This window comes from Paraburkholderia caffeinilytica (genome assembly GCF_046030355.1).
Classification (GTDB): Bacteria; Pseudomonadota; Gammaproteobacteria; order Burkholderiales; family Burkholderiaceae; genus Paraburkholderia; species Paraburkholderia caffeinilytica_B.
The window spans coordinates 219328-241561 of sequence record NZ_JAQQCQ010000011.1 but is presented as its reverse complement, the minus strand read 5'-3'; the positions used below and the strand labels follow the sequence as shown (position 1 = coordinate 241561).

The following is a 22234-nucleotide window of genomic DNA, read 5'->3' as shown; positions in this document are numbered from 1 at the left end:
GCGCGCGTCGCCTGGCTGGCCGCGGCGTGCAATACGCCACGCGTCGTCACTCGCGAGCGACGACGCGGACGCTGACAGCCAGTGGACAGTTCGATGAGACGAATCAGCGCTCGCTGATGGTCCCCAGGTTTTCACCGGTGAAATAGCCATCGGTCAGGCGTGGGTCGTCACTTCCAGGCGGGAAGAACTTCATGTCCTTGCCCGTTCCCACGACAGTCTGATCAAGCAGATAGCGCCCACTGATCAGATCGTTGAATACGTCCGCCACCGGTACGCATGCACCAATCTCCCACTCTGGCGCGATAAAGTTTTCCTTTTCTTTCCAGATTCGTCCCTGGGCGTCGTAGTCGTCGCCCACCGCAACGAGCCAGCTATCCTCGTCGACATAGAGGGTTTTCTTCGGTGTCGAGTGACGCACACCCGACTTCACTGTCCCCTCGATCTCCCACACGCGATGCAACTCGTAACGGCGCATCGACGGGTTGATCGAGTTCGGCCCGGTTGCGTCGGAGAGTTTGGTGTCGAAGTTCTGCATGGCAAAACTGTTGTACGGGATGTAGATTTCTTTCTTGCCCACCAGTTTCCAGTCGAAGCGATCCGGATTTCCCAGGAAAACCCATCCTGAATCGGCCGGATACTGATTCTCGTAACCGATCAAAGGGGAGTCATAGGTATAGCTCGGCAAGCGGCGAACACGGCGCTGCCCGGTGAAGTAATAGAACGAATCCGCGTCCTTGTTGAAGTAGTAACGCTGGATAATCCCCTGCCCCGCGAGTGCGGCCGGATCGGTGTAGCCGTAGTAATTCCCGGTCTGCAGGCCGCCGGCGTCCTGCGGTCCGTGCTTGCCCTTTTTGGCCCACGGGAAGTAGTAAATCTGCTTCGCTCGCACGACGATAGGATTACCGCCGCCGGGGCGAGGGGAAACATATTCGTAGCTATCCTGCTCATCGATCCCCGCGCTCTGGTATCGCATGAGCCAGTTCCACATGACCTCGATGCCTGCCTTCGGAAGCGGAAATGGCACGCCGGGTAACGTCGCATTTTCCAGCGACCAGCCGTCCTTGCCGATCGAAGCGCTCGTCGCCCCTTCTTTCGTATTCTGGATCACGAAGTCGGGAAGTCCGCATTCGCGGTGGGACGGATAAACCGGCATCGTGTAGCCCTTGACCTGCTTCAGCATCTGAATCTGTCCGACTGTCAGCTTGTCCGCATACTTGTCGACGTTGGATGCGTCGATCACATAGAGCGGCTTCTCCGACTTGTACTTCCAATAGTCTCCTCTCGGCTTTCCCCACACCCAGCCCGCCGGTGCCGGCTCGCTGCCGGAAAACGCCGGGATCGTGCCATCTTTGTTGCCGGCCTTTTCCGCCCCCACGGGGGTCAGGTCTTTGCCCAGCCGGGCAAGATCTTCTGGTGTGACGGACCAGACATTGGTTACGAGACATCCCAAAGCAACGACTAGAGCTGCTGACTGGCAGGCTTTCATGTTCCCCTCCTCGACATGGAAATATTCCATTTCGTTTATATAGTTATCCGAATTTTTATCAGGACATCTTCTACTTTCGGAAAATGCGGGCACGACGGAGAGCCACATCGCAGTGCATCCGGTATGAACCACCCGAATCAAACGAGTTGCTCTCCGTGGCGTTATCCCGCCTCAGGCCCCGTCACAGCTCTTTCGAATAAGCAGACGCGAAATTGACGCTTGCCATACGCTCGGCATGTCCAAACCATTTGGCGACTTCCTCGGGCGATCGATCTGCCACGGCCGTCGCCGCGACCTGGATACGTTCCAGTCCCTGACGCGCCCGAACCCGAATGGCGTCCAGATCCACGTCCAGCAATTGGCCGTGGCGCTTACGGAGTTTTCCGTTGACGATAACGGTGTCCACATCTGAAGCGGTAGTCTGAAGGACGGCGGAGCCCGCGGGATAACTCGATGGCACCATCGCCCGGGGATGAGACAGGATGATGAGATCGGCCTTCTTGCCGGGCGTAAGCGAGCCAATCTGGTCGCCGAGACCGATCGCCGCGGCGCTCCCGTGGGTTGCCCATGTCAGCGCATGTCGCACGCTCAGATCGATCGTCTGCGGCATGACGCCGGTGTGGTGAATGTGCTCGTTATCCATGCAGCGCTGAAACTGCAAACCGAGCCGCATTTGCGAAAAGAGATCGCCTGAGCCGACGCAAACGATGTCGGTGCTGAACGCCGGCATGATGCCGTGATCGAGGCAGGCGCGAAACGGCGGCCGCCCCATGCCCATCTGCATCTCCGTTTCAGGGGCGATGGTTACCTTCGCCCCCGTTTCCGCCAGTAGCTTCCACTCCGGCCCGGTTAGCGCCGTGCAGTGAATATGCAGGTGACCAGGCAACAACAAGCCGTGATCGTTCAGTTCACGCAACCCCTTGAGCAGGATCGAATTCGATGCAGCGCCGGTGTGCGACGCGACCAGGATGCCGAGATCCTTCGCGAGGCGGATTTCCGCAGCGGTGTCGGCGAACGGGATCGTGCCGAAATCGCTAAGGAGCATCCCCATTCGCATCAGGTCGTTCTTGCCCGAAAAATAGCGCAGGTACAGCGACTCGGCCGTATCGAGGCGATGACGGTGTCCGGTAAACCCAGGCGGCTGATAATCGAACGCTTGCAGGCCATAGGCATAAACGCCCCGGATTCCAGACTCCTTCAAGGATTCGACGGCCGCGATCGCATGCTCGGGACTATTCACGCAATCGCAGCAGTCCATGATGCTCGTCACGCCCGAGTCCAACGCTTCCAGCGCGCCAACCAGCGTCGCCGCGCCGAGATCCTCGGGTTGAAGAATCGAACCGATGCCATAGAACGTGGATGCCAGAAATTCCGGCAGCGACATATCGGCGGAAATTGCCCGAAGCAAGGCCATCCACGTGTGCCGATGACTATCGACCATGCCCGGCAAAATAATTCCGCCTTTGGCATCGATAACTTGCGCATCGACACCCGCGAACTCTTTCGCCTTACCCACAGCGGCCACACGATCACCTTCCAGCAGAACCGCACCATCTGGCACGTCGCCATACTGATCGTCCATACTGATCACATAGCCACCGGTTACCAGTATCTTGTTTTCGCTCATGAAATCATCCCCTCAATGTTGACAATAAGTATCGGCAGAATCGGTGCCGATCTGCTTCCTTACGCGGCCTCTCGGTGAATCGATAGAGACATGGAACATGTCGGTCCGGCGCATTGGTGCGACGCCCCGGTGACGCGAACCGCATGAATTGCAGTGATCGAATTGTTGCGGGTCGGAAATAACGCGTCACCCGCCAAATAGGTTGGCAGCGATCCGTGCTAACCCTATCGACGGTCGCGCGCTCCAACACGATGACGATTCTCCGGACGCAACGGAAAGGACGTTCCAACACGGCGGAGTTACACCGACAAGGACTTAATCCTTGTGGTGAGAAGGTCGCGTTGCAGGTGGAACGATGAGGTGACTGAAGAGCGCGTTAGAAGTATTTCAAGGGTGCGCGGCCGCTACACGATAAGTCATGCCATGCAAGATCATTTAATCCAGTGAAGCTGACGCGCCTGCTTTACCGCGTCCGATCGCCGCCGAACATCCAGCTTGTCGAATATCCTTTGCCAGTACCACTTGACGGTACTCTCGGCCAGACACATCGATCCGGCGATATCCAGATTAGGCAGCCCTTGCGCAGCGAGTCGAATGATCTGGAGTTCCCGGTCTGACAGCTGGGTCCTGATTGCGGAACCCGTTGCGGGAGGTTCAACGTGGGCGCTCCCGCCGGATAGTGCAGCCGGCTTGGCGGCAGTAAGAATCTCATTCAAATGGCGGCGGTCGAATGGCTGCTGCGATTCCGGTAATGCGCCAAGTTCGGACAGTGTATTGACGACCTCCTCGTTCTCGTCGAGATAAGATCTTACAAAGCCCCTGCCCTCACCCATCTTCAATGCGTCCATCAGTGTTCTGCGTGCGGCCAGTCGGTTGCCATCGCTCAGATAACCGCTGGCGAGAAGCATCGATAGCCGGATCGCCGAGCGAAGGCAGTGGCGAACTTTGCAAAAACCAACCCATTGCCTTAGAAGGGCGACCGCCTCGCTGGCTCTGCCGGCAGCCATCCATGCTCTGGCGTGAGCCATGGCGAAAAGCTCGTTGGTGGTCGTGACACCCTCCTTCGGTGAAACTTCAACGGGAAGAAGCGCCTGGTATCTTGGTTCCGAGAGCAGTTTGCCGACGAGCCTCGCCTCACCATGCGCAATCAGCATTCGCACGCGCTCGTTCAGCACGTGCGCGTGAAGCCTATCGAATTCGTATTCCGCAGCGAAGTATGATGCGTCGTCCAGCGCGCTTTCAGCCTCTTCGAGACAGCCTCTTAGCGACGCAAGTCGCGCGCGCGTAATAAAGCCGGCAATCAGCTTGTCGACCAGGCCGAATTCCGCCGACATCGGGTGTGTTCGAAGCAGTTGTGCGGCTTCCGCAAGGTTGTTCCTTTCATACAGGAGTTCGGCTAGCATCGCCGAAGGAAAACTGCTGAGTGCCGAGTGCTCACCGTGAATCTCGATCGCTGTCTTCTGCGCACCGCGATAGTGCTGCTCCGCGGTGTCGATATCTCCCCGCGCAAAAAACGTCGCACCGCTGACGCACTCGTGATAAACAATAGTGAAATATCCGCCCCCCTCGACGAACAGTTCGCGCAATGCTTTCGATGAGGCAGCAATTCCCTCACAGCGATAGAACTCGCGACGCGCCTGCAATGCAATCGAACTGGCCGTTGCACGCATGACAGGCTCGTTGGTCCGGTCCGCAACGAGCCACTCAGTTGCCATTTGGAGAGTCGCCGCCAAGTCGTCTCGCGTAACCGAGAGGACCAATTCGCGATGAGACAATTTGCTTCGGAGAAAACTCAGTTCCTGCCGCTGCGCATCGGTTGTCGTTGTTTCAGCCCGTTGCTCGATGACTTTACCGACCCGATCCAGCGAGACCCGTGTCTCCTTGAATCGCCAGCACGCCATCAGTTGCCATGCCTGATCAAGTAGCGCACCTGGCATCTGGTCCAGAAGTTCCGCGGGCAGCCGCGACGCAAACGACATCAATTCCGCCGTACGGCCGCTGGAGATGAGATTGTGGCTGTTCAGGTTCAGCAGTTGCGCAGCCTGCAGCACTTTACCGGCGGAAAGGGCATGTTCGATTGATTCGACGCCGAATCCGTGCCCGGCAAACCAGGCACTGGCCCGCTCATGCAGAACGGGCTGAAGGCTCGCGAACTCCTCCCGTAGTTTCTTCCTGAGAAACTCCTGAAACAGGTGGTGATAGCGATACCAGTTTCTCTCTTCATCCAGGCAGAAAATGAAGAGATTGGCATTCTCCAGTTTCTTGAGAATATCGCCGGCATTGGACTTCGCACTCACGGCTTCGGAAAGCGATGCGTTAAAACGTGTGAGTATCGAGGTAGCTAGCAGAAAATCCTGGATTTCCACCGGTTGCAGGCGAAATACCTCGTCGGCGAGAAAATCGGCAACGCTGCCATGCTCACCAGAGAACGTCTCGATAAACTGCGCACCGTTTTCGCGATCACGCATCGCGATCGCCGCAAGCTGTACGCCGGTAGCCCACCCTTCCGTCTTCTCGCGTATCCGGCCGATATGCTCCGGCAGCACCTCGATGCGGCTTACGCGTAAAAAGAGTTCTCTGGTTTCGCGGATCGACAAACCCAATTCCTGCGCGTTGATGGTCTGAAGCTGGTCATGCACGCGAAGCCGGCCCAGGCTCAGACTCTTCGAATCTCGAGTAGCGATGACGAGATGGAGAAAATCCAGTGGCAAACGCAAAACCTCGTTCACCAGTGCAAGTATCGCGGGTTCGGAAACCAGGTGATAGTCGTCCAGAAAAATGAATGACGGGCGTTCAAGAGCGTGCAGGCTGTTGATGAATTCAGATGTCAGCAGGCGGAGCGGCGCGCGCACGCCCGCGCTCAACGGCACCGACGCACTTTGCCCCGCATGCGGATGCTCGAGGTCCGCGGCCGAGCACCAATACGACAGGAAGCGGCCGAGATCATTGTCATCGTGATCAAGGCTTATCCAGCCCGGGTTCTTGCCGTCGGCCTTGAGCTTGTTGAATGCGGATACCAGAACGCTGGTCTTTCCATAGCCCGCCGGCGCGGTGACCAACGTCAGCCGCTTTTTCTCGATGTTGGCAAGCTTGCCGGCGAGATGGTCACGCGGCAGCAACAGGCCGGATGTACTCGGCGGAACCAGTTTGGTCCAGAGATGACTGGAATTCACGCTATGTACGCAGTCTCTATGAATGGTTGCGGGAAATGCTGCCCTTCATCGGGAAGGGTCTCAGCACAATCTATTTCTCGTTGCAGCTTTCTGTAGCCAATACGGCACGCCTTTGAACCGGCACCTTCGCATATCGTCCGCTCGACAACGTTCGCGCCACCATCGGTGCAATCCCGCAAAGACGTTTTTCCCATGCAATCCCCGTGTCTTTGCCTTCATGTTCGCCCCGTTGCGAATAAGGGTTAGCACGAATCCCGGCCAACCTATTCGGCCGGTGCCGCCGCTCTTTCGACCCGCAATAATCGATGCAGCGAACACCATGACGCGAAGGCTAGCCGTATTGACGACCTCAAAAAAGATTGGTGTTCCTGAACGATTCCCGACCGCGCCGCCATCCTTTCGAGTAGCCAACGCAACGCATGCGTGGCGCATCGTCAACAGGATACCGCGCCCGACGGGGAAAAAATTATTCCGACAAAGGAGTTGACTGCGATGTTTCTCAAGAACTGCTGGTATCACGCTGGATGGGATTTCGAAGTGACGCAGGGCAAGGAGGCGATCGTGCCCAGGAACATTGCCGGGGAGAGAGTACTTCTCTACAGAAAACCTGATGGGGCAATCGTCGCGATGGAAGATCGATGCCCGCATCGTCAGGCAGCGCTCTCGCTTGGACGGAAAGAAGGCGAATCGCTCCGCTGCATGTATCACGGTTTGAAATTTGCGCCTGATGGCAAGTGTATCGAGGTGCCGGGTCAAAGCAGGATTCCGCAATCCGCCTGCGTCCGGGTCTATCCCGCCGTGGAGAAGAACAACTGTATCTGGATATGGATGGGCGACCAGGAGAAGGCCGATCCGGGCCTGATTTGCTCCGCAGTCGGGACGCGTGACTCGGAATGGGCCATGCATCCAGGCAAGATGCACGTCAAGGCGAATTATCGTGAGGAGATCGCCAACCTGGCGGATCTCAGCCATCTGGCGTGGGTGCACGAAAAAACACTCGGCGGTAGCCACTTGTACTCGACGCTTTCTCCCGAGTTCGAGGTGACCTCGCGAGGTCTGAACACGAAATTCTGGGTGCGTTCCGTACCGGTCCAGGCCGCGGTTGCGCATCTGTTCCCCGAGGGGGCGAAAGTCGATGTCTTTTTCGATATCCAGCACACCGTGCCATGCAACTGGATCATGCATAACAAGGTCTTTACCGCGGGCACGGGTGCCCAGGAAGGATCCAGCGAGCAACTCCTTTTCGAAACGTTTACATGCCAGTACGTGACGCCTTGCGACGCGGACTCGGTGGACTACTACTATTGCTGGGGGCCACGAAGAGAGCAGGACATTCCAGGCTTGAGCGAAATGCTGAAAGATGTCGCTGAGGCCGCGTTTATTGAAGACGCCGCGGTTCTGGAGGCGCAGCACATCAGAATGAAGGAAAAACCGGATTTTCCGCAAATCAGCGTCGCCCTCGACGCCGGGCCGGGAAGAATGTTGTGGGTGCTGGACAAGCTTCTCAAAGAAGAAGCCGAAGCGCGTGCACTCACGTCTGATTGAAGGTTGCATGTCTGCGCTGAAGTGTTGTTTCCGGACACCGCGGTCAAAGTGACGCTGATCGCCGCCCGGTCGCGCGGCGAACACGATTAGGGCTTGCATCAACAAGATGGCGTCCCGTTTGAGACGGGACGCCATGCGCGAACAACAACAACAACAACAACAACGAGCGCATAGCGCCCCGCAGATCAAGTGCCCGTTGGCACATGCAGTGCGGTTTTCATCCGCTCATTGGCGAGATACTCGGATTGCCCGGTGAGCACCATGACTTCCGAGCGCAACTCGTCCGGCCAATTGTTCATGTGACCGAGCAGGCTGGCCGTCTGCTGCGTGTGCTCGGTCATGGGACGCTCCCTCTCTTCCCACTGCACGAGGGCCGCAGGCAAGTCGTTCTGATGCTCCGTGGCAAACACCGCGAGGCTCAACGCGTTCATCAACGCACAGCCGCCGCCCTGCCCGAGATACGGCGGCATAGCGTGGGCGGCGTCACCGATAATCGCCACGCGGCCACGTGCCCATTGGCGCAACCTGACAACTTCGAACGAATCCCAGCGCCCGGCATCGGCGAAACGATCAATCAGATGTCCCAGGTGCGGAAACGACTCTTTCCATAGCGTCGTGTCGACGGGAACCCTGCGCGCTGCGTGGTCGTCGTCCGCACAGCACAGCGCAATGTAAAGATCGGTCGCGCTGGCGGGTGTGTAGAGGATTCGACGCGTTCCCGAGAAGTATTCGATGTACTTCCCCCGATCCTCTGCAGCAACGTCGTTCTGCCCCATCTCGATCAGCATCCGCACCGCACCGTAATGCAGCGGCTCGCGATAGGCCAGCAAATCGAGCGAATCGCGGATGCGCGAGCCGATACCGTCAGAGGCAACAATCAGATCGGCTTGCAACCGTGTTCCGTCGTCGAGCGTCAGTTCTCCGTCGGCGCTTGCCGACGCGGCGTGCGAACCCGTGACGATTTCGACACCAGCGCGTTCACACGCATGGGTCAGCGAACGGATCAGCGTTTCGCGCAGGATCGTGATCAGTCGCGCACCACCGCTCGAATTGATCGGAATTTGCTCCATGACCCTGTTGCAATGGTCGCGCGTTTCGAACCACTGCCCGACGTGTGCCCCCACCGCCGCCTCGTCGTAGGCGCCGATCGCTTCCAGAACCCGCAAACCGTTACCCCAGATATAGATGCCGGCCCCGAATGCTCGCAGATCCGGTGCACGCTCATGCACGCGAACCTGCCAGCCGCGCTGCGCAAGCGCGGCAGCAGCCGTCAGGCCGCCGATGCCGGCCCCCGCGATCTCCGCGCGCGGTTTGCTACCTGTTTTCATGGTCGCCCCTCCCGCCCATACCCTGTGCGCTCAGCATTCGTAATCGACGAAACAGCTTGCCGCGACCAGCGCATCCACTTTCGCCCGCGTTTCGTGATGAACCGGGTGATGGTGATAGGCGTCGAGGGCAGCGCGGTCTTCAAAGACGGTGTAGATCGCCACATCAAAGGCCTTCTCCGACGACTTGAAATTCAGTCCAGCCTCGGATTCGAGCAAACCAGGAATCTTGCCAAGCTGGGCCTGCATGGCGGCATTGATAATGGCGGCGGCCGCCTCCTTGCTTTGTCCGTTAGCAAGATTGAGGCGCCACAGTGCGATGTGTTTGATCATGGTGTATCCAGTATGTTGTGTGAATGCGAGCATTCCCGTGCGAAACCGGGAGGTAATATCAAAGAGCCGGGCTCAGGATGAAATCGAAATGGGCATGAACGTAGGGCCGCCCTGTACCGTACCTGGCGATCTGCGCCGGATCGGCGACGTCTTCGAGCGGGACGACAAGACTCTTGTGCACGCAATTAGCCGCATCCGAATCGACATAGGGATCGTCGCTGAAATAGATTTGCGTGGTAAGCGGCTCCTTGCCGGGATAGGTCACCTTCAGATGCAGGTGCGCGGGGCGGAACTTGTGCCGTCCCATGGCCGTTTGCATGTCGCCGACCGGACCCGTTTTCGAAATTTCATACGGACACGGCAAGATGGTACGCACGTCGAAGGTACCGTCTTCCAGCGCGTCGAACTGCGCGCGGAAATTCCACTCCGGTACTTCCGGGTCGATGTTGCTGTAGAGACCGTCGGCCGTGGAGTGCCAGAATTCGATCAATGCACCCGGCAAAGGCTTGCCATCCAGGTCGCGCACCGATCCTGAGAACACCAGTGGATCGCCGATAACCGCGCCTTTCATCGGCATCACATAGGGCGCCGTCAGGCGCGGCGCACCGGCCAGGTAATACGGGCCTTCAGCGTTAAAAGCCGTTCCTTTCGACGAGGCAAAATGCGCCTCCATCACCGCGGCCTCAAAGATGAAATCGCAAATCAGGTTGATTTCACCCGCTGCGGCCACGCGATTGAGGAATTCGACACCGAGGCAGTATTCCTGGTGTGTGACCTGTTGCTCTACCACGACCTTGCGCAGCGCGTCGCGCATGGCGTCATACACCTGGATGAGACGCGGGTTGACGGCACCGTCGGCGCCCGTTGCGGGACGCTGCGAAGCAGCATTGTCTACGGAAAGAACGGAAGTTTGGGAAGGCATGCTGTGTCTACTCCTGATGGGAAAGGCCGTCCGAGCGAAATTGCGTCGATTGGTACGCCGCAAAATTGCGGGGTTTCTAAAAGTGACTTATGATCGGTATTTATAGGTTCGGTGATGCCGTCAGTCAATACCTACTGACAATCACTTTTTCGGACGCGACTATAACCAAATTTCGTTTTCAGCCCCAGCGGCCTATGCTGAAGGGGCTGCATACCACAACGCTTGTAATGAACTCATAGGAGACACATGGCACAGGTCAAAAAGGAAGATGTCAGGAACGCCATCCTCGAGGCGACGCTTTCTCTGGTGAGAGAGCATGGCTACATCAACACGACGATGGTCCAGATCGCCCGGCGTGCCGGCATTTCCAACGCGAACATCTACATTTATTTCAGCTCGAAGCTGGAGGTGTTTTTTTCCGTCTACGAAATGTGGCTGCAGGATCAGGTGGCTCAACTCGAAGTCCGCGTCAAGGCTGCCGAGGCGCCACGAGACCAATTGCATATCCTGCTGGAGGGTCTGCTGCGCGAGCTTCCTGCGGCCGACAACGGATTTAGCAACAACCTCATTCAGGCAATTTCAACAGCGGGATCGGGCGAGCATGATTCTCGACTGGTCATCTGGCTCAGACAGCGGATCGAGCTTTTGATCAAATCGGCCATGCCGCACATGCGTGCCGATGCGGCGCGACGCAAGCGCTTCGTGCAGTTTCTGGTGATGACGTTCGACGGGTGTGCTGTGAATCATCACTTCGGTTCGGAGCTTCGTATCGACAAAAAGACGATCGCTGATCTGGTGGAAATATTTGACAAGTCGTGACCTTCGCGGCGCTACACCGATCGTTATGCGTGGTAATGGTCAGTGATGCAGAAGACTGGATCGCATGATCCGGCAGCAGCTACCAACAGTGCGTGACTTGGGCAAGCTCGCTCTTCTGGTATTCCTGTTTTGCATATTCAGCACAAAATGTTTGATTGTGGGTCAGAGTCCGAGTCTCCTAGACTTTTGCAAACTCATTGGTCGCGTGTCCGCAATCGGGCTCGTTGGAGCGATGATTTGTATGCAGTACAGCGAATAAAGGAGAGGGCAAGGTCATGAACAGAGTGAAGAAAATTCTTGTGGTCGGTGGCGGCATCGGAGGTCTTGCAGCGGGAGCTGCGTTCGCCCAGCGCGGAATCGAAACTGATGTGGTAGAAATCCAGCCGGATTCCGGCGTTCTTGGCATTGGCATTAATCAGCCGGCGAACTCATTGCGCGCGCTGAAAAACATCGGTGTGCTTGAGCAGGTGTGCGATGTTGGTTTCCAGTATGACGAATGGAAATACAACGATGAAGAGGGCAATCTGATCGCGCGTTGCCCATCCAGCATGGGTGGCGACGGCATTCCCGCGAACAACGCGCTCGCGCGTAAAGATCTGCATGGCATCCTGATCGGCGCTGCGAAACAGGCGGGTGCCACCATTCACTATGGCAAGACGATCACGGATCTGCTCGATCATGGCGAATCAGTTGACGCGACATTTTCCGATGGACAGCATAAAAATTACGATCTCATCGTCGCATTCGATGGCATCAGTTCGGCCATGCGCAAACGACTATTCGGCGACGCATATGAGCCGATCTATACCGGCTTTGCGGTGTGGCGCGTATTGGCGCCTCGGCCGGATGACGTGAAGTGCATCAATCTTTTTCAGTCGACAGGAGCAAAGGCGGGCATTATTCCACTTAGCAAAGACTGGATGTATCTGCTGAACGTCACTCCAGAGCCTGACGTGCGCTATGAACCAAACAGGTTTGTGAATATGCTGCACGAACGTCTTGCGGGCTTCGGCGGCATCATCGGCGAAATCAGGGACCATCATCTGAAAGCTGACTCGACCGTCGTCTACAGTCCATTGCGTGAATGCATGCTGCCCGCTCCCTGGTTCAAGGGACGTGTCGTGATTTGCGGCGACGCGGCACACGCATGCTCACCACACCTCACACAAGGCGCTGCGATGGCGCTGGAGGACGCAGTCGTGCTGGCCGAAGAAATCACAGCCGACCACGGCCGTGCAGTCAACGACGCACTGAACGCGTTCATGCGCCGTCGTTATCCCCGCGCTAAGTTCGTCCAGGATGCGTCGCACCAGATTCTTGCGGACGAGATGGCCGTCACTAGCGACAACATCGCCGCTGCGCGGATCAAGATGGCGATTGATCTGCCACGCCAGATGGCAGCAGCTGATGCGTTTCTGAATCAGCCCGCTTAGGGACATCTAAACGATCAGTCCTGCGATGCGGCATTTCTCGACCTGTGTGGGACAGGAACGGTATGCCTCTCCCAGTTCCGCCCCGTCAGCAGCAGGCGTCTCAAGGTTCACCAACGTACCTGACCGCATTTGAGGAAGACCGCTCGATGATCCATGCGCAGCATCGGTCACTTGCGCCCGTGCGAAAGAAAAACGGAAGTAGACAAACATGCACCACGATTTGCAGACAGTTCGAATCGCAAGAAAATCAATCGAAGCAACCGGCATCTACACGTTCGAATTGATCGATCCGAAAGGTGACCTCCTGCCGCCTTTTTCAGCCGGCGCTCATATCGACGTGCATATCTCGCCAGGGCTCATTCGACAATATTCATTGTGTGGCAATCCGGCTGAGCGCCACCGCTATCAGATAGCGGTATTGCGTGATCCCGATAGCAGAGGCGGTTCGCGCGCCATGCACGATGACGTCCACGAAGGGCAGGAAATACAGATCAGCACGCCGAGGAATTGCTTTCCGCTAGTACGGGAAACGCAACCCAGCCTGCTGCTGGCCGGCGGCATCGGCGTCACGCCCATTCTATGTATGGCGGAGCACCTGAATCAGATCGGGGCTGAGTTCGACATGCACTACCTGACTCGCAGCAGAGATCGAACGGCATTCTACGATCGGCTCGCCCAGTCGCCCTTCGCCTCCAGGGTGACGTTTCACCATGACGACGGGCCCACCTCGCAGCATCTGGACATCCCCGCTTTGCTGGAAAGATTCAATGGCAACGCGAACCTGTACATGTGCGGACCTGGCGGATTTCTGACCTTCGTCCGGAACACGGCAACGCGCCTGGGATGGGCAGACGAGTCGGTACATTTTGAATATTTCTCTGCCGGGGCTCAGGCGTCCAATGTGGGCATGGAATTTGAAGTCAAGCTTGCGAGTACCGGCATGACCTATGCCATACCGCCTGATAAATCCGTGGTCGATGTACTCGCTTCCCACGGAGTCGCAATCCCCACTTCTTGCGAACAGGGTGTATGCGGCACCTGTTTGACCCGCGTTCTGGAGGGCGAACCCGAGCACCGCGATTATTATCTCTCGGCCGAGGAACAAGCGAAGAATGATCGATTCTTGCCCTGCTGCTCGCGAGCGAAGAGCCGGCTACTGGTGCTGGATATGTGACGTGACTGCCTTGCGGATGCCGCCCAATGAAAAATACATGACTACTCCGCCGAGAATCAGTAGAAGCGCCAGCAGATGCAAGCCGTTGTCCAGCTTCCCCGTCGCGGTCTTCATCCAGCCGATCATCGCCGGACTGAAGAAGCTTCCCAGTTGTCCAAGACTGCTGATGAGCGCAATACCGCCGGCCGCTCCCGTGCCGGACAGATAATCCTGCGGAATTGACCAGAAAATCGGCAACGCGGAAAACGTCAAGACAACCGCCACGCTCAGCAGACAAATCACCGACGGCAAACTGCCGGTGTACAGCGCGAGAACCGACAACGCGGCCCCTCCGCCAATCGCGCACAGCGCGTAGTGCCCGCGCCGCTCCCTGTGCAGATCCGAGTGGCGCGAAATAAATACGATCCCAAGCGCGCCGAGGCCGTAGGGAATCGCACTATAGAGGCCGACGTGCAATACATCTGTTACGCCCGCCCCCTTTATCAATGCCGGGAGCCAGAAACTGATGGCCATCGTGCCGCAGGTCAACGTGAAGTAGATCGCTGCAAGCAAATACACACGCGGGTTACGCAGCGCTTCGAGGAAAGACCCTGACGCCACGTCGCGCTTTGCTTCGTAGTCCGCTTCCAGTTCGCGCAACAGGTATTGCTTCTCTTCCACGCTCAGCCAGGACGCTGCCTGAGGGGAGTCCTGCAGCATCCAAAGCGCCAACGCACCGAGCACGATAGCGGGAAGGCCTTCGATAATGAACAGCCATTGCCAACCGGCAAGTCCGTGCATACCGTTCGTGTATTGCATGATGGTCCCGGAGACGATGCCGCCCAGTACGCCGGCAACGGCCACAGCAACAAACAACCAGGACGTAACGGCTGCCCGGCGGGCAGCCGGAAACCAGAATGTCAGGTAAAGAATGATGCCCGGGAAAAAGCCTGCTTCAAAAGCGCCCAGCAGGAAGCGCAGGAGGTAGAGCATCGACGGTGTGGTCACAAACGCCATGCACGCTGAAACCGCGCCCCAGCAAACCATGATCCGCACAAAGGTCCGTCGCGCGCCGATACGCAGCAGCATCAGATTACTGGGAACTTCAAGAAGAAAGTAACCAAGAAAGAAGACGCCGGCGCCCAGTCCATACACCGCATCGCTGAAGCCAAGGTCGCCCTTCATCTGAAGCTGGGCGAAGCCAATATTGATGCGGTCAAGAAACGCAACGACATACGCGACGAATAGATATGGCACGATACGCAGGGTCACCTTTCGGTAAAGTCTTTTGCTCGCGTCAGACGCGGCGTGATTCGGCAGTAATTGCATGTTGTCTCCTCGCTCGATATACAAGCGCCTCCAAGAGGTCTCTTTAGTGTTTCGACAAACTCGGCTCCGGCACCGATTCGCCAGCTTCCCGGATGGCCTGCAGGCATACCTCGGCGTCACCCACCTTCTCCATGAGCAACAACGCGAGCCGTGCCAGCATCAAACTTTCGCGCTCGCGTCCAACGGCACTGATTGCCTCGCTGCAAGCCGAATAGAGCAGATCTCGCTGGTCGTCCTCAAGCGTCGACATGGTGGTCCTCCGAAACAGTCTGGTGAAAATCAGCCGCACGGCCACTTGCCTTCCGCAAGGCTGCGCGCACCGTTGCGAGCGACGGCCGGTTCCACGCGGCACCAAGATGGCCATCGGGACGGACAAGCCATACATCGGCGTCAACTGCACCGAACCTGGATGCAAGCGTGCCGACGCGATCGATCAGCGTGTTTGCGCAGTGCCATGCGGGCTGCGACGCATCGCCCTTCGCCTGGTCGTCAAACAGCACCTGCACAACGCTGACAGGCGACGATTCCGTGTCAGCAAGCACCGACAGATCGTCGTGGCCGTGCCCAAAGGCGAGCACCGTGAAATGCTGTCCCAACGCATCGGACAAAAACCTCTCGCCACAGCTGCCGGACACCGGTACATCGGGAATCACCTGACCCACGCGCGGCGCGTTCGTCAAACCTGTTCCGCTGGACAGCGGCGAATCCGCGTAGTCAATTGCGCTCGTCTGACGCGGATTGACGAGCTTCGCGATGTCACGGTGCTTTTCCGCCAGCGACAGCGCTGCTTCGCGCATCAACGAGTAGCCCCTCGACGGGGGCGCCATGAATTCCGTGCTGCGCCTCGCACTCTCCGCGTTGACATGAAAGGCGTGCACCCGCTCGACGGAATAGCTGTCCAGCAGCGCGTCCCCGCCCCACCCCTGCACTACCGCAGCCAGTTTCCACGCCAGATTGTCCGCGTCGTCGAAGCCGGAGTTGAGGCCTCGCACGCCGAAGATCGGCATCGCATGCGCGGCATTCCCCGCGAACAGAATGCGGCCGTGCCGATATTTTTCGAGCGACATCGCGCCTGCCCTGTAAGCGCTCGTCCACACAAGCTTCCACGGAAGATGCGCTTGCCCGATCAGCTCCAGTTGCCGCTGCACGTATGGCGTGACGGCCTCCGGCGTGATCGCGCTGTCAATGTCGGTGTCGTCGGGCACCTGATAGTCGATGCGCCAAAGGTCGTCGGGCTGTTTGTGCAGCAGCATTGTCCAGCCCGGATTGGAGGGCGGATCGAACCACGCGCGCCGCTCCGCCGGATCGGCGCTGCGCAGTTCAATATCGACAATCACATATTTACCTTCGTAAGCGGCGCCGGCGAGCGGCAAACCCAGACGCTTGCGGACAAAACTTTGTCCGCCATCGCAGGCAACAAGCCACGCCGCGTCGAGTTCGTACGCACCCGCACTGTTTTCCACCTGTAACGTCACACCGTGGGCGGCCGTCGTCATCCCGGTGACCGCGCTGCCCCAGCGGATGTCGATGAGGTCTGCGTAGTTCGCCCTGATTTCGTCGACCAGAAACTGCTCGATGTAGTACTGCTGCAGATTGACCATCGGCGGCAGTTTCTGGGTGTCGTCGTGCGGCATGTCGAAGCGAAAGACTTCCGTCTGGCGGTAGAAGCTACGGCCGGACGTCCATGCAAGCCCCTTGCTCATCACGGCGTCGAGCACGCCAAGGCGCTCCAGTATCTGCAGGCTGCGACGCGAAATGCACGCAGCGCGGCTCCCCATGCAAACCGTGTCGTCTGCTTCGATCACCACGGACGGCACGCCATAGCGGGCGAGACCCAGGGCTGTCGCCAACCCCACCGGGCCGCCGCCGCAAATGGCGACCTGATGTTTCTTCACGTCGCGACCGGCATCCAGCGCCGGCAACAAAGGAATGTGCCTTTCATAGCGGAAAGGTCCAATAGACTCCATGTCAATCTCCCAATGCTCAGCGCAGGCTTCTACCAAGCCATTCCTCAAACTTGTCGGCAGTGAACTGCACGAGTTCGGGCTGACCGGCCAGATAATGATTGCCACCCCTCACAGCGACCTCCGTGAGCCGTTCCCCCGCTGCATTGCGCCACGCTTTGGCCGTGCTGGGAAACGTCGATCCGTCCGCGGTATGGGTCATGAGAAGCACAGGCACGCTTGTCCTGGCGAGATTGCTCGGGCCGTCCGCCTGAGACATTGACGACCATTGCGACAGCCACGAGCGCAATGTGTTGAAGCGCCCCATTGCATTGGCGGCGTAGTTCACAGTGCGGGCATCGCCCCAGATGGAACCGGGAGCGCGATCGTTGGCGTCGAGCGACAGATCAAGAAAGCGCGGGTCGGAATGCGTGCGATAGACAAGGAAGGTTTGGTCCTGCGGTCCGTTTTCCGTGGCGCGCAACATCCGCAGGCGCGCAAGCACCCATTGCTCGATGCGATCACGCCGCGCGAGCTGCGCCGCGCGGAACGATGCCAGAAACGCTTCTGAAAACGGGGCAGCGACGCCGCGATAGAGATCCCACTGCGGATCAGTCGCGAGCGGATCACTTTCATCGACGACCGAAGGATCCAGCCATTGCGCAATCAGACGCGCGCGGCCGGCATGCGCGGCGGACAGCATGATCGCGTCCGCCGGAGGAAGGTCTTGCCGCACGAGATGCGTGGGGGTGCCATCGGGGAACTGAAGCGCCGTGAGACCTTCTGCCTGTGCCTGGTAGAAACTGCAGAGCGCCGCTCCACCCGAATTGCCGATCAGCACGATCTTCCGGTAACCCTGCTCGCGCAACCAGGATACGCCCGCCCCAAGATCCTGAATGACCTGCTCCATGAGCAGCATGGCATCGTTGCCGGCGTAACGCGAATTGAGTCCGAGACAGGCGATACCGCGCTCGGCCAATGGCTGCAGCAGGTAGTGCCCCATGAAATTGCTGGTGGGATGCATCACAATCGCGGCGACATTCCGGTTGTCGGCCGCCGGCGTCGCCATCGCGCCATAGATGCGGGGTCGCAGATTCTGCAAACCGGATTGGCTTTCCATCGTGGCGCCCGGTCGGACGTCGATGGTGACAAGTTTGAGATCCGAGGTGCTCATTGGATGGCGCCTCCACGGGCTGAATGCTTCTCGCGGTTCCATTCGTGAAGTAACGCGTGCGCTTGTATTGCATGTTCCTGCATGACGGCCTGACTGACCGTAGGTGTCGTCAATTCGAGGCGGATGCCGTTGGGGTCGAAGAAGTAAAGCGATTCGATGATGTGGTGATCGGTCACACCGAGCACCTCCACACCTTGCTCCTGCAAATGCGTCTTCATCTGCCGCAACTGCTCCGGCGAATCGACGCGCAATGCGATGTGATTGACCCATGCAGGCGTATTGGGCGAAGGCTCAGCGGCGGTATCGTCGCCCAGGTCGAAGAACGCGATGTACGAGCCGTCCGCCATTTCGAAGAAGATATGCACGTACGGGCAGTATTCCCCGGTACTCGGCACGTGGTCGTTGCGAACCAGGTGCACGAGCGGCATGCCGAGGATGTCTTCGTAGAAATGTCGTGTTTGCTCGGCGTCGCGGCAGCGCCACGCGAAATGATGCAGGCTTCGAACAACGCCTGAAAGGGGAATGGGCATGACTGTCTCCAAAGGCACCGGCCCGACGACGGGGCGCGGCTGTATGGAGAGGTAGTCTAGAAACCTGGAACCTGGCTGTCTGTCCTCATGTGAGAGGACAAAGGTCCTTTACGGCGTCGGTGCTTACCCTAGTAAGGTGACCAGTGCGACGAGTTCGCTTTGCCTTGCGATGCCTAACTTGGCAAACGCACGCTTCTTGTAGGTGATCACGCTCGTCGGCGACAAGTCCAGCATCGCAGCAGCGGTTTTGGCCGTCTCACCACGCCCCAGTAGCCGTGCTACGGACTTCTCGCGGTCGGACAGAAGCGTCTGCCAGCGCCGCAACAATTCAGGGGGCACCGCCGACACGGACTGTGCCGCCGACAATCGCCCATGAGCGTCGGTCAGCGCCGCAAGAAAATCGCCAATCGATGAAATCGCCGCCTTCTCGCGAGCGTCGAAACGCCCTCTCTGCGTCGACTTGTACAGGTTGAGGAACGAGATAGCATCCGTACCAGGCACGACCACGGAAAGCTTGTCTGAAATCGACGGCTTTCTGAAAAAGCGTTCGAAGTATTCCGCATTCGACGCTTCGTCGATTTTGACCGATCGAACGGCCGGGCCATCGCGACGCACCCCGGCCGCCGAGATTTCCGCCCGCACCAAGGGATCCTGCAGGAAATATCCGCCGACATAGGCTTCGGTCAGTCTGAGCGCATCCGGTTTCGAATTGAGACTGGCAGCGCCTGCCATCGTCGCTTTTTGACCGAACACGCTCACCAGCGTGCAGTGGTCCACCGCAACGAAGGTGTTCAGCGCCGTGAGCACGGCCGCAGAAAACGCATCTGTCCCAGCCGCACGAAGACTGTCGGCAAATACCATCGCACTGACCGCGGTAATGGACTGATCGCTCTGCATAGTTCGTAGCTTATTCCAAAAACGCCGGCCATTGTGGCAGCTGAGTTCCTGAACACCGCGAGCGGCAACGGGGAAATTCCGGGTTTCGCGCCGGGAGGGCGTCGAATTTGTTGAAAACCTACCGCAGCAAAGCGTGCTGCTCCGCCTCGAACTTCGCCGAAGCATCCGTCAGGCAGTCGATAAAATGCAGAGCGGCAGGCGTGAGACGTGCGCCGCGCCGGACAATGATCGCAACGGTGAGTTCAGGTAGCGGTTCCTGCAATGTCAGCGCCTTGATGCCGTGCCGCTTGAATTCGATGTCGACAAGCGGCCGGGCAAACACGCTCAGAACATTGGTGTGAGCAACGAGTCCGAGCGCCACCGAGAAGGACGGACATCGAACGATACGTTTAGGTCTCGTCATGCCATTCGGCTGAAAAATCGAACGCGTCAGATCGTCTCCACCGACGCCATACAACGGCATGCACCATTGTTCATCGTGGATCTCTCGCAGCGAGCGGGCACGGACCCGTGGATGCCTGCTCCTCGCGCCGACCACGAAGACGGTACGAAAAAGGGGGATGCACGTGAACTCGCCGCTGGTTTCGTCGGGTTCTTCCAGCAGATGGGTAACGATGAAATCGAGCGTACCGTCACGCAGTTTCGCGAAGCCGAACGTATTGCTCCCCTCGCTGAAACTGACCGTGGCGTCGGGCAGGCTGCGCGTAAATGCATCAAAAGCCGCCGGCAGAATCGTGAATGCCACGGTGGGGCTCACCGATATTGATACCGATCCGGTCGTGCCGCGCTTGATCTGCTCCATCTCGTCGCGTGTGCGGCGCATCTCTGCCACTAACAGCCGGGCGCGGACTTCGAACGCCCTGCCGTACTCCGTCAGTTCAATGCCCTTCACGCTTCGCGTGATCAGTGGAACACCAAAATCGAGTTCGAGTTCGCGCATGACTTTGGTGACGGCCGGCTGCGTCACGCCCAATGCACGCGCCGCCCCGCGAATCGTCGCATGCTCGGTCACCGCCAGGAACGCGTTGAGCTGGTTGAGTTTCATGGCCACGGAAGATGAAAACCAAAAGTTATCGGAATCAAATATTTTTTGTCTTTTGTTTATCGACTTCAGTATATACGCTTGTCTCCATAGCCATTCGCAGCCGCCAGGATTCGCACAGCCGATTCAGGTTCTCTCGAAACCTCTTGGGCCCGGCTCCCGGCAGCAGCAATTTCACAGGCGCAATCAACTTTTCAAACTGACGGAAGTGACTCGCATGATCAGCGTGAATCAGGACAGACTCTGGCGTTCATTAATGGACATGGCGACGATCGGGGCAACAGCTAAAGGCGGCAACTGCCGCCTTGCGCTGACCGACGAGGATGTACAGGCCCGGCGCCTCTTTATGCAATGGTGTGAAGAAGCCGGATGCGAGCTTCGCATCGACCCCATCGGCAATATTTTTGCGCGCAGGAACGGCACGCAGAAGAACGCGCCGGCCATGATGTGTGGGAGTCACCTCGACACGCAACCCGCAGGCGGGCGTTTTGACGGCGTGTACGGTGTGTTGGCGGGTCTCGAAGTGATTCGGACTTTGAACGAACTTGACGTCAGCACCCGGCATCCCATTGAAGTGGTTGCCTGGACTAACGAAGAAGGTTCACGCTTTACGCCCGGCATGATGGGATCCGCCGTGTACAGCGGGAAACTCGACATTGACGTCGCGCGCGCACGACCTTGCATGCAAACCGGCGTACTGCTCGGAGATGAACTGCAACGTACCGGATTCGCCGGCACTGCGCCATATACCCGGCCGAAAGCCTATTTCGAGGCGCATATCGAGCAAGGACCGATACTGGAAAATGCCGCTCTTCCGATCGGCATCGTAACGGGCGCTCAAGGCATCTACGAGTTGGACGTGACCGTCGTCGGATTTGAATCTCACGCTGGCACGACACCCATGAGTTTGCGCAAGGATGCATTGGAAGCCGCCGCCCATATTATTGCGTCTATCCTTGACCTCGGCCGCCGATTTGATCCCGATGCGCGCGTGACGGTAGGACACATCGATTGTCACCCGAATTCGCCAAGCACTATCCCCGGGAAAGTCATCTTCAGCATCGACATACGGCACCCGCAACAACCTAAGCTCCAAAAGCTCGTGGCCGACATTGAAACGATCTGTTCCCAACAGGCTGCAACCTACGGCGCTAGTGTCGACGTGCAAACGGTCGCGGCATATGAACCTGTCGCCTTCGACGTTCAGTGTGTTGAACGCGTACGAGGCGCGACGTCATCGCTGGGTTATCCCTCGATGGATATTTGCAGCGGAGCAGGTCACGATGCGGTGAATCTGTCGTATGTCTCACCCACCGCCATGATTTTTGTGCCCTGCAAAGCCGGACTCAGTCACAACGAGTTGGAAGATGCGGATCCCGTACATCTGGCGCAAGGCGCATCGGTGTTGGCAAACGTGCTTCTGGGCGAGGCAATGTAAGCTGCAACCTATCCCCTGATCTACGCTAGGCGTGGGTGTCAGGATAGGTTGCGCTGCCTTTTGTC

18 protein-coding genes are annotated in these 22234 nt (G+C 58.1%); 5 read left to right on the top strand and 13 right to left on the bottom strand.

Translation table 11 applies throughout. From position 1 onward, the window contains the following. Positions 1–103 precede the first annotated feature (103 nt). From PQQ95_RS18835 to PQQ95_RS18825, 3 genes are all read right to left on the bottom strand, one after another. On the bottom strand, positions 104–1486 hold the full coding sequence (locus PQQ95_RS18835; protein ID WP_408439082.1) for a DUF1329 domain-containing protein: 1383 nt from the start codon (positions 1484–1486) through the stop codon (positions 104–106). Positions 1487–1667: 181 nt separating this feature from the next. Continuing rightward, positions 1668–3113: an amidohydrolase family protein gene (locus PQQ95_RS18830; protein ID WP_408439079.1), complete on the bottom strand. Its 1446-nt coding sequence runs from the start codon at positions 3111–3113 to the stop codon at positions 1668–1670. Positions 3114–3544: 431 nt separating this feature from the next. Further along, the gene (locus tag PQQ95_RS18825) at positions 3545–6286 is read right to left on the bottom strand and encodes a winged helix-turn-helix domain-containing protein (protein WP_408439077.1); all 2742 of its coding nucleotides are present in this window, start codon (positions 6284–6286) and stop codon (positions 3545–3547) included. 492 nt (positions 6287–6778) lie between these two features. Here PQQ95_RS18825 and PQQ95_RS18820 point away from each other — a divergent pair, with 492 nt between their 5' ends. Next, the gene (locus PQQ95_RS18820; RefSeq protein ID WP_408439075.1) at positions 6779–7831 is read left to right on the top strand and encodes a Rieske 2Fe-2S domain-containing protein; all 1053 of its coding nucleotides are present in this window, start codon (positions 6779–6781) and stop codon (positions 7829–7831) included. Between the two features lie 185 nt (positions 7832–8016). On the opposite strand, the gene PQQ95_RS18815 is transcribed toward PQQ95_RS18820, so the two are convergent. The 3 genes from PQQ95_RS18815 to PQQ95_RS18805 are packed head-to-tail and all read right to left on the bottom strand — an operon-like array spanning position 8017 to position 10411. After that, the gene (locus tag PQQ95_RS18815) at positions 8017–9159 is read right to left on the bottom strand and encodes an FAD-dependent oxidoreductase (RefSeq protein ID WP_408439073.1); all 1143 of its coding nucleotides are present in this window, start codon (positions 9157–9159) and stop codon (positions 8017–8019) included. 30 nt (positions 9160–9189) lie between these two features. Continuing rightward, complete coding sequence (locus PQQ95_RS18810) at positions 9190–9489, bottom strand: Dabb family protein (RefSeq protein ID WP_408439070.1); 300 nt, start codon at positions 9487–9489, stop codon at positions 9190–9192. A 58-nt stretch (positions 9490–9547) separates the two neighbouring features. Further along, positions 9548–10411 (bottom strand): dioxygenase family protein, encoded by an 864-nt coding sequence (locus tag PQQ95_RS18805; protein ID WP_408439067.1) that lies wholly within the window; start codon positions 10409–10411, stop codon positions 9548–9550. Positions 10412–10657: 246 nt separating this feature from the next. Between PQQ95_RS18805 and PQQ95_RS18800 the strand changes: the two genes are divergently transcribed. The 3 genes from PQQ95_RS18800 (at position 10658) to PQQ95_RS18790 (ending at position 13837) form a co-directional block, all read left to right on the top strand. Next, a complete protein-coding gene (locus PQQ95_RS18800) occupies positions 10658–11230 on the top strand; it encodes a TetR/AcrR family transcriptional regulator (RefSeq protein WP_408439064.1) in 573 nt (190 codons plus the stop codon). 275 nt (positions 11231–11505) lie between these two features. Next, positions 11506–12663, top strand: a complete 1158-nt coding sequence (locus PQQ95_RS18795) for an FAD-dependent monooxygenase (protein ID WP_408439062.1) — start codon at positions 11506–11508, stop codon at positions 12661–12663. Positions 12664–12871: 208 nt separating this feature from the next. Beyond that, positions 12872–13837 (top strand): PDR/VanB family oxidoreductase, encoded by a 966-nt coding sequence (locus PQQ95_RS18790; RefSeq protein ID WP_408439059.1) that lies wholly within the window; start codon positions 12872–12874, stop codon positions 13835–13837. Here PQQ95_RS18790 and PQQ95_RS18785 read toward each other — a convergent pair. From PQQ95_RS18785 to PQQ95_RS18755, 7 genes are all read right to left on the bottom strand, one after another. Continuing rightward, complete coding sequence (locus PQQ95_RS18785) at positions 13817–15145, bottom strand: MFS transporter (protein ID WP_408439132.1); 1329 nt, start codon at positions 15143–15145, stop codon at positions 13817–13819. The genes PQQ95_RS18790 and PQQ95_RS18785 overlap by 21 nt on opposite strands. Before the next feature lie 43 nt (positions 15146–15188). Continuing rightward, a complete protein-coding gene (locus PQQ95_RS18780) occupies positions 15189–15395 on the bottom strand; it encodes a DUF2783 domain-containing protein (RefSeq protein WP_408439056.1) in 207 nt (68 codons plus the stop codon). After that, positions 15382–17112, bottom strand: coding sequence for an FAD-dependent monooxygenase (locus PQQ95_RS18775; RefSeq protein WP_408439054.1), 1731 nt, complete (start codon positions 17110–17112; stop codon positions 15382–15384). Before PQQ95_RS18775 ends, PQQ95_RS18780 begins: the two co-directional genes overlap by 14 nt. A 16-nt stretch (positions 17113–17128) precedes the next feature. After that, complete coding sequence (locus tag PQQ95_RS18770; protein ID WP_408439051.1) at positions 17129–18262, bottom strand: alpha/beta hydrolase family protein; 1134 nt, start codon at positions 18260–18262, stop codon at positions 17129–17131. After that, on the bottom strand, positions 18259–18792 hold the full coding sequence (locus tag PQQ95_RS18765; protein WP_408439048.1) for a VOC family protein: 534 nt from the start codon (positions 18790–18792) through the stop codon (positions 18259–18261). The genes PQQ95_RS18770 and PQQ95_RS18765 overlap by 4 nt, the downstream gene beginning before the upstream one ends. A 123-nt stretch (positions 18793–18915) precedes the next feature. Next, positions 18916–19689: a response regulator transcription factor gene (locus PQQ95_RS18760; RefSeq protein WP_408439046.1), complete on the bottom strand. Its 774-nt coding sequence runs from the start codon at positions 19687–19689 to the stop codon at positions 18916–18918. A 118-nt stretch (positions 19690–19807) separates the two neighbouring features. Then, positions 19808–20734: a LysR substrate-binding domain-containing protein gene (locus PQQ95_RS18755; protein WP_408439043.1), complete on the bottom strand. Its 927-nt coding sequence runs from the start codon at positions 20732–20734 to the stop codon at positions 19808–19810. A gap of 214 nt (positions 20735–20948) precedes the next feature. Between PQQ95_RS18755 and PQQ95_RS18750 the strand changes: the two genes are divergently transcribed. After that, positions 20949–22169 (top strand): Zn-dependent hydrolase, encoded by a 1221-nt coding sequence (locus PQQ95_RS18750; RefSeq protein ID WP_408439129.1) that lies wholly within the window; start codon positions 20949–20951, stop codon positions 22167–22169. Positions 22170–22234 lie beyond the last annotated feature (65 nt).

Coding starts and splice junctions, on each gene's coding strand:
- PQQ95_RS18775 (WP_408439054.1), bottom strand. CDS start 17,112: ATGGAGTCTATTGGACCTTTCCGCTATGAAAGGCACATTCCTTTGTTG.
- PQQ95_RS18830 (WP_408439079.1), bottom strand. CDS start 3,113: ATGAGCGAAAACAAGATACTGGTAACCGGTGGCTATGTGATCAGTATG.
- PQQ95_RS18805 (WP_408439067.1), bottom strand. CDS start 10,411: ATGCCTTCCCAAACTTCCGTTCTTTCCGTAGACAATGCTGCTTCGCAG.
- PQQ95_RS18810 (WP_408439070.1), bottom strand. CDS start 9,489: ATGATCAAACACATCGCACTGTGGCGCCTCAATCTTGCTAACGGACAA.
- PQQ95_RS18755 (WP_408439043.1), bottom strand. CDS start 20,734: ATGAAACTCAACCAGCTCAACGCGTTCCTGGCGGTGACCGAGCATGCG.
- PQQ95_RS18785 (WP_408439132.1), bottom strand. CDS start 15,145: ATGCAATTACTGCCGAATCACGCCGCGTCTGACGCGAGCAAAAGACTT.
- PQQ95_RS18800 (WP_408439064.1), top strand. CDS start 10,658: ATGGCACAGGTCAAAAAGGAAGATGTCAGGAACGCCATCCTCGAGGCG.
- PQQ95_RS18820 (WP_408439075.1), top strand. CDS start 6,779: ATGTTTCTCAAGAACTGCTGGTATCACGCTGGATGGGATTTCGAAGTG.
- PQQ95_RS18760 (WP_408439046.1), bottom strand. CDS start 19,689: ATGCAGAGCGATCAGTCCATTACCGCGGTCAGTGCGATGGTATTTGCC.
- PQQ95_RS18795 (WP_408439062.1), top strand. CDS start 11,506: ATGAACAGAGTGAAGAAAATTCTTGTGGTCGGTGGCGGCATCGGAGGT.
- PQQ95_RS18835 (WP_408439082.1), bottom strand. CDS start 1,486: ATGAAAGCCTGCCAGTCAGCAGCTCTAGTCGTTGCTTTGGGATGTCTC.
- PQQ95_RS18750 (WP_408439129.1), top strand. CDS start 20,949: ATGATCAGCGTGAATCAGGACAGACTCTGGCGTTCATTAATGGACATG.
- PQQ95_RS18770 (WP_408439051.1), bottom strand. CDS start 18,262: ATGAGCACCTCGGATCTCAAACTTGTCACCATCGACGTCCGACCGGGC.
- PQQ95_RS18790 (WP_408439059.1), top strand. CDS start 12,872: ATGCACCACGATTTGCAGACAGTTCGAATCGCAAGAAAATCAATCGAA.
- PQQ95_RS18765 (WP_408439048.1), bottom strand. CDS start 18,792: ATGCCCATTCCCCTTTCAGGCGTTGTTCGAAGCCTGCATCATTTCGCG.
- PQQ95_RS18780 (WP_408439056.1), bottom strand. CDS start 15,395: ATGTCGACGCTTGAGGACGACCAGCGAGATCTGCTCTATTCGGCTTGC.
- PQQ95_RS18815 (WP_408439073.1), bottom strand. CDS start 9,159: ATGAAAACAGGTAGCAAACCGCGCGCGGAGATCGCGGGGGCCGGCATC.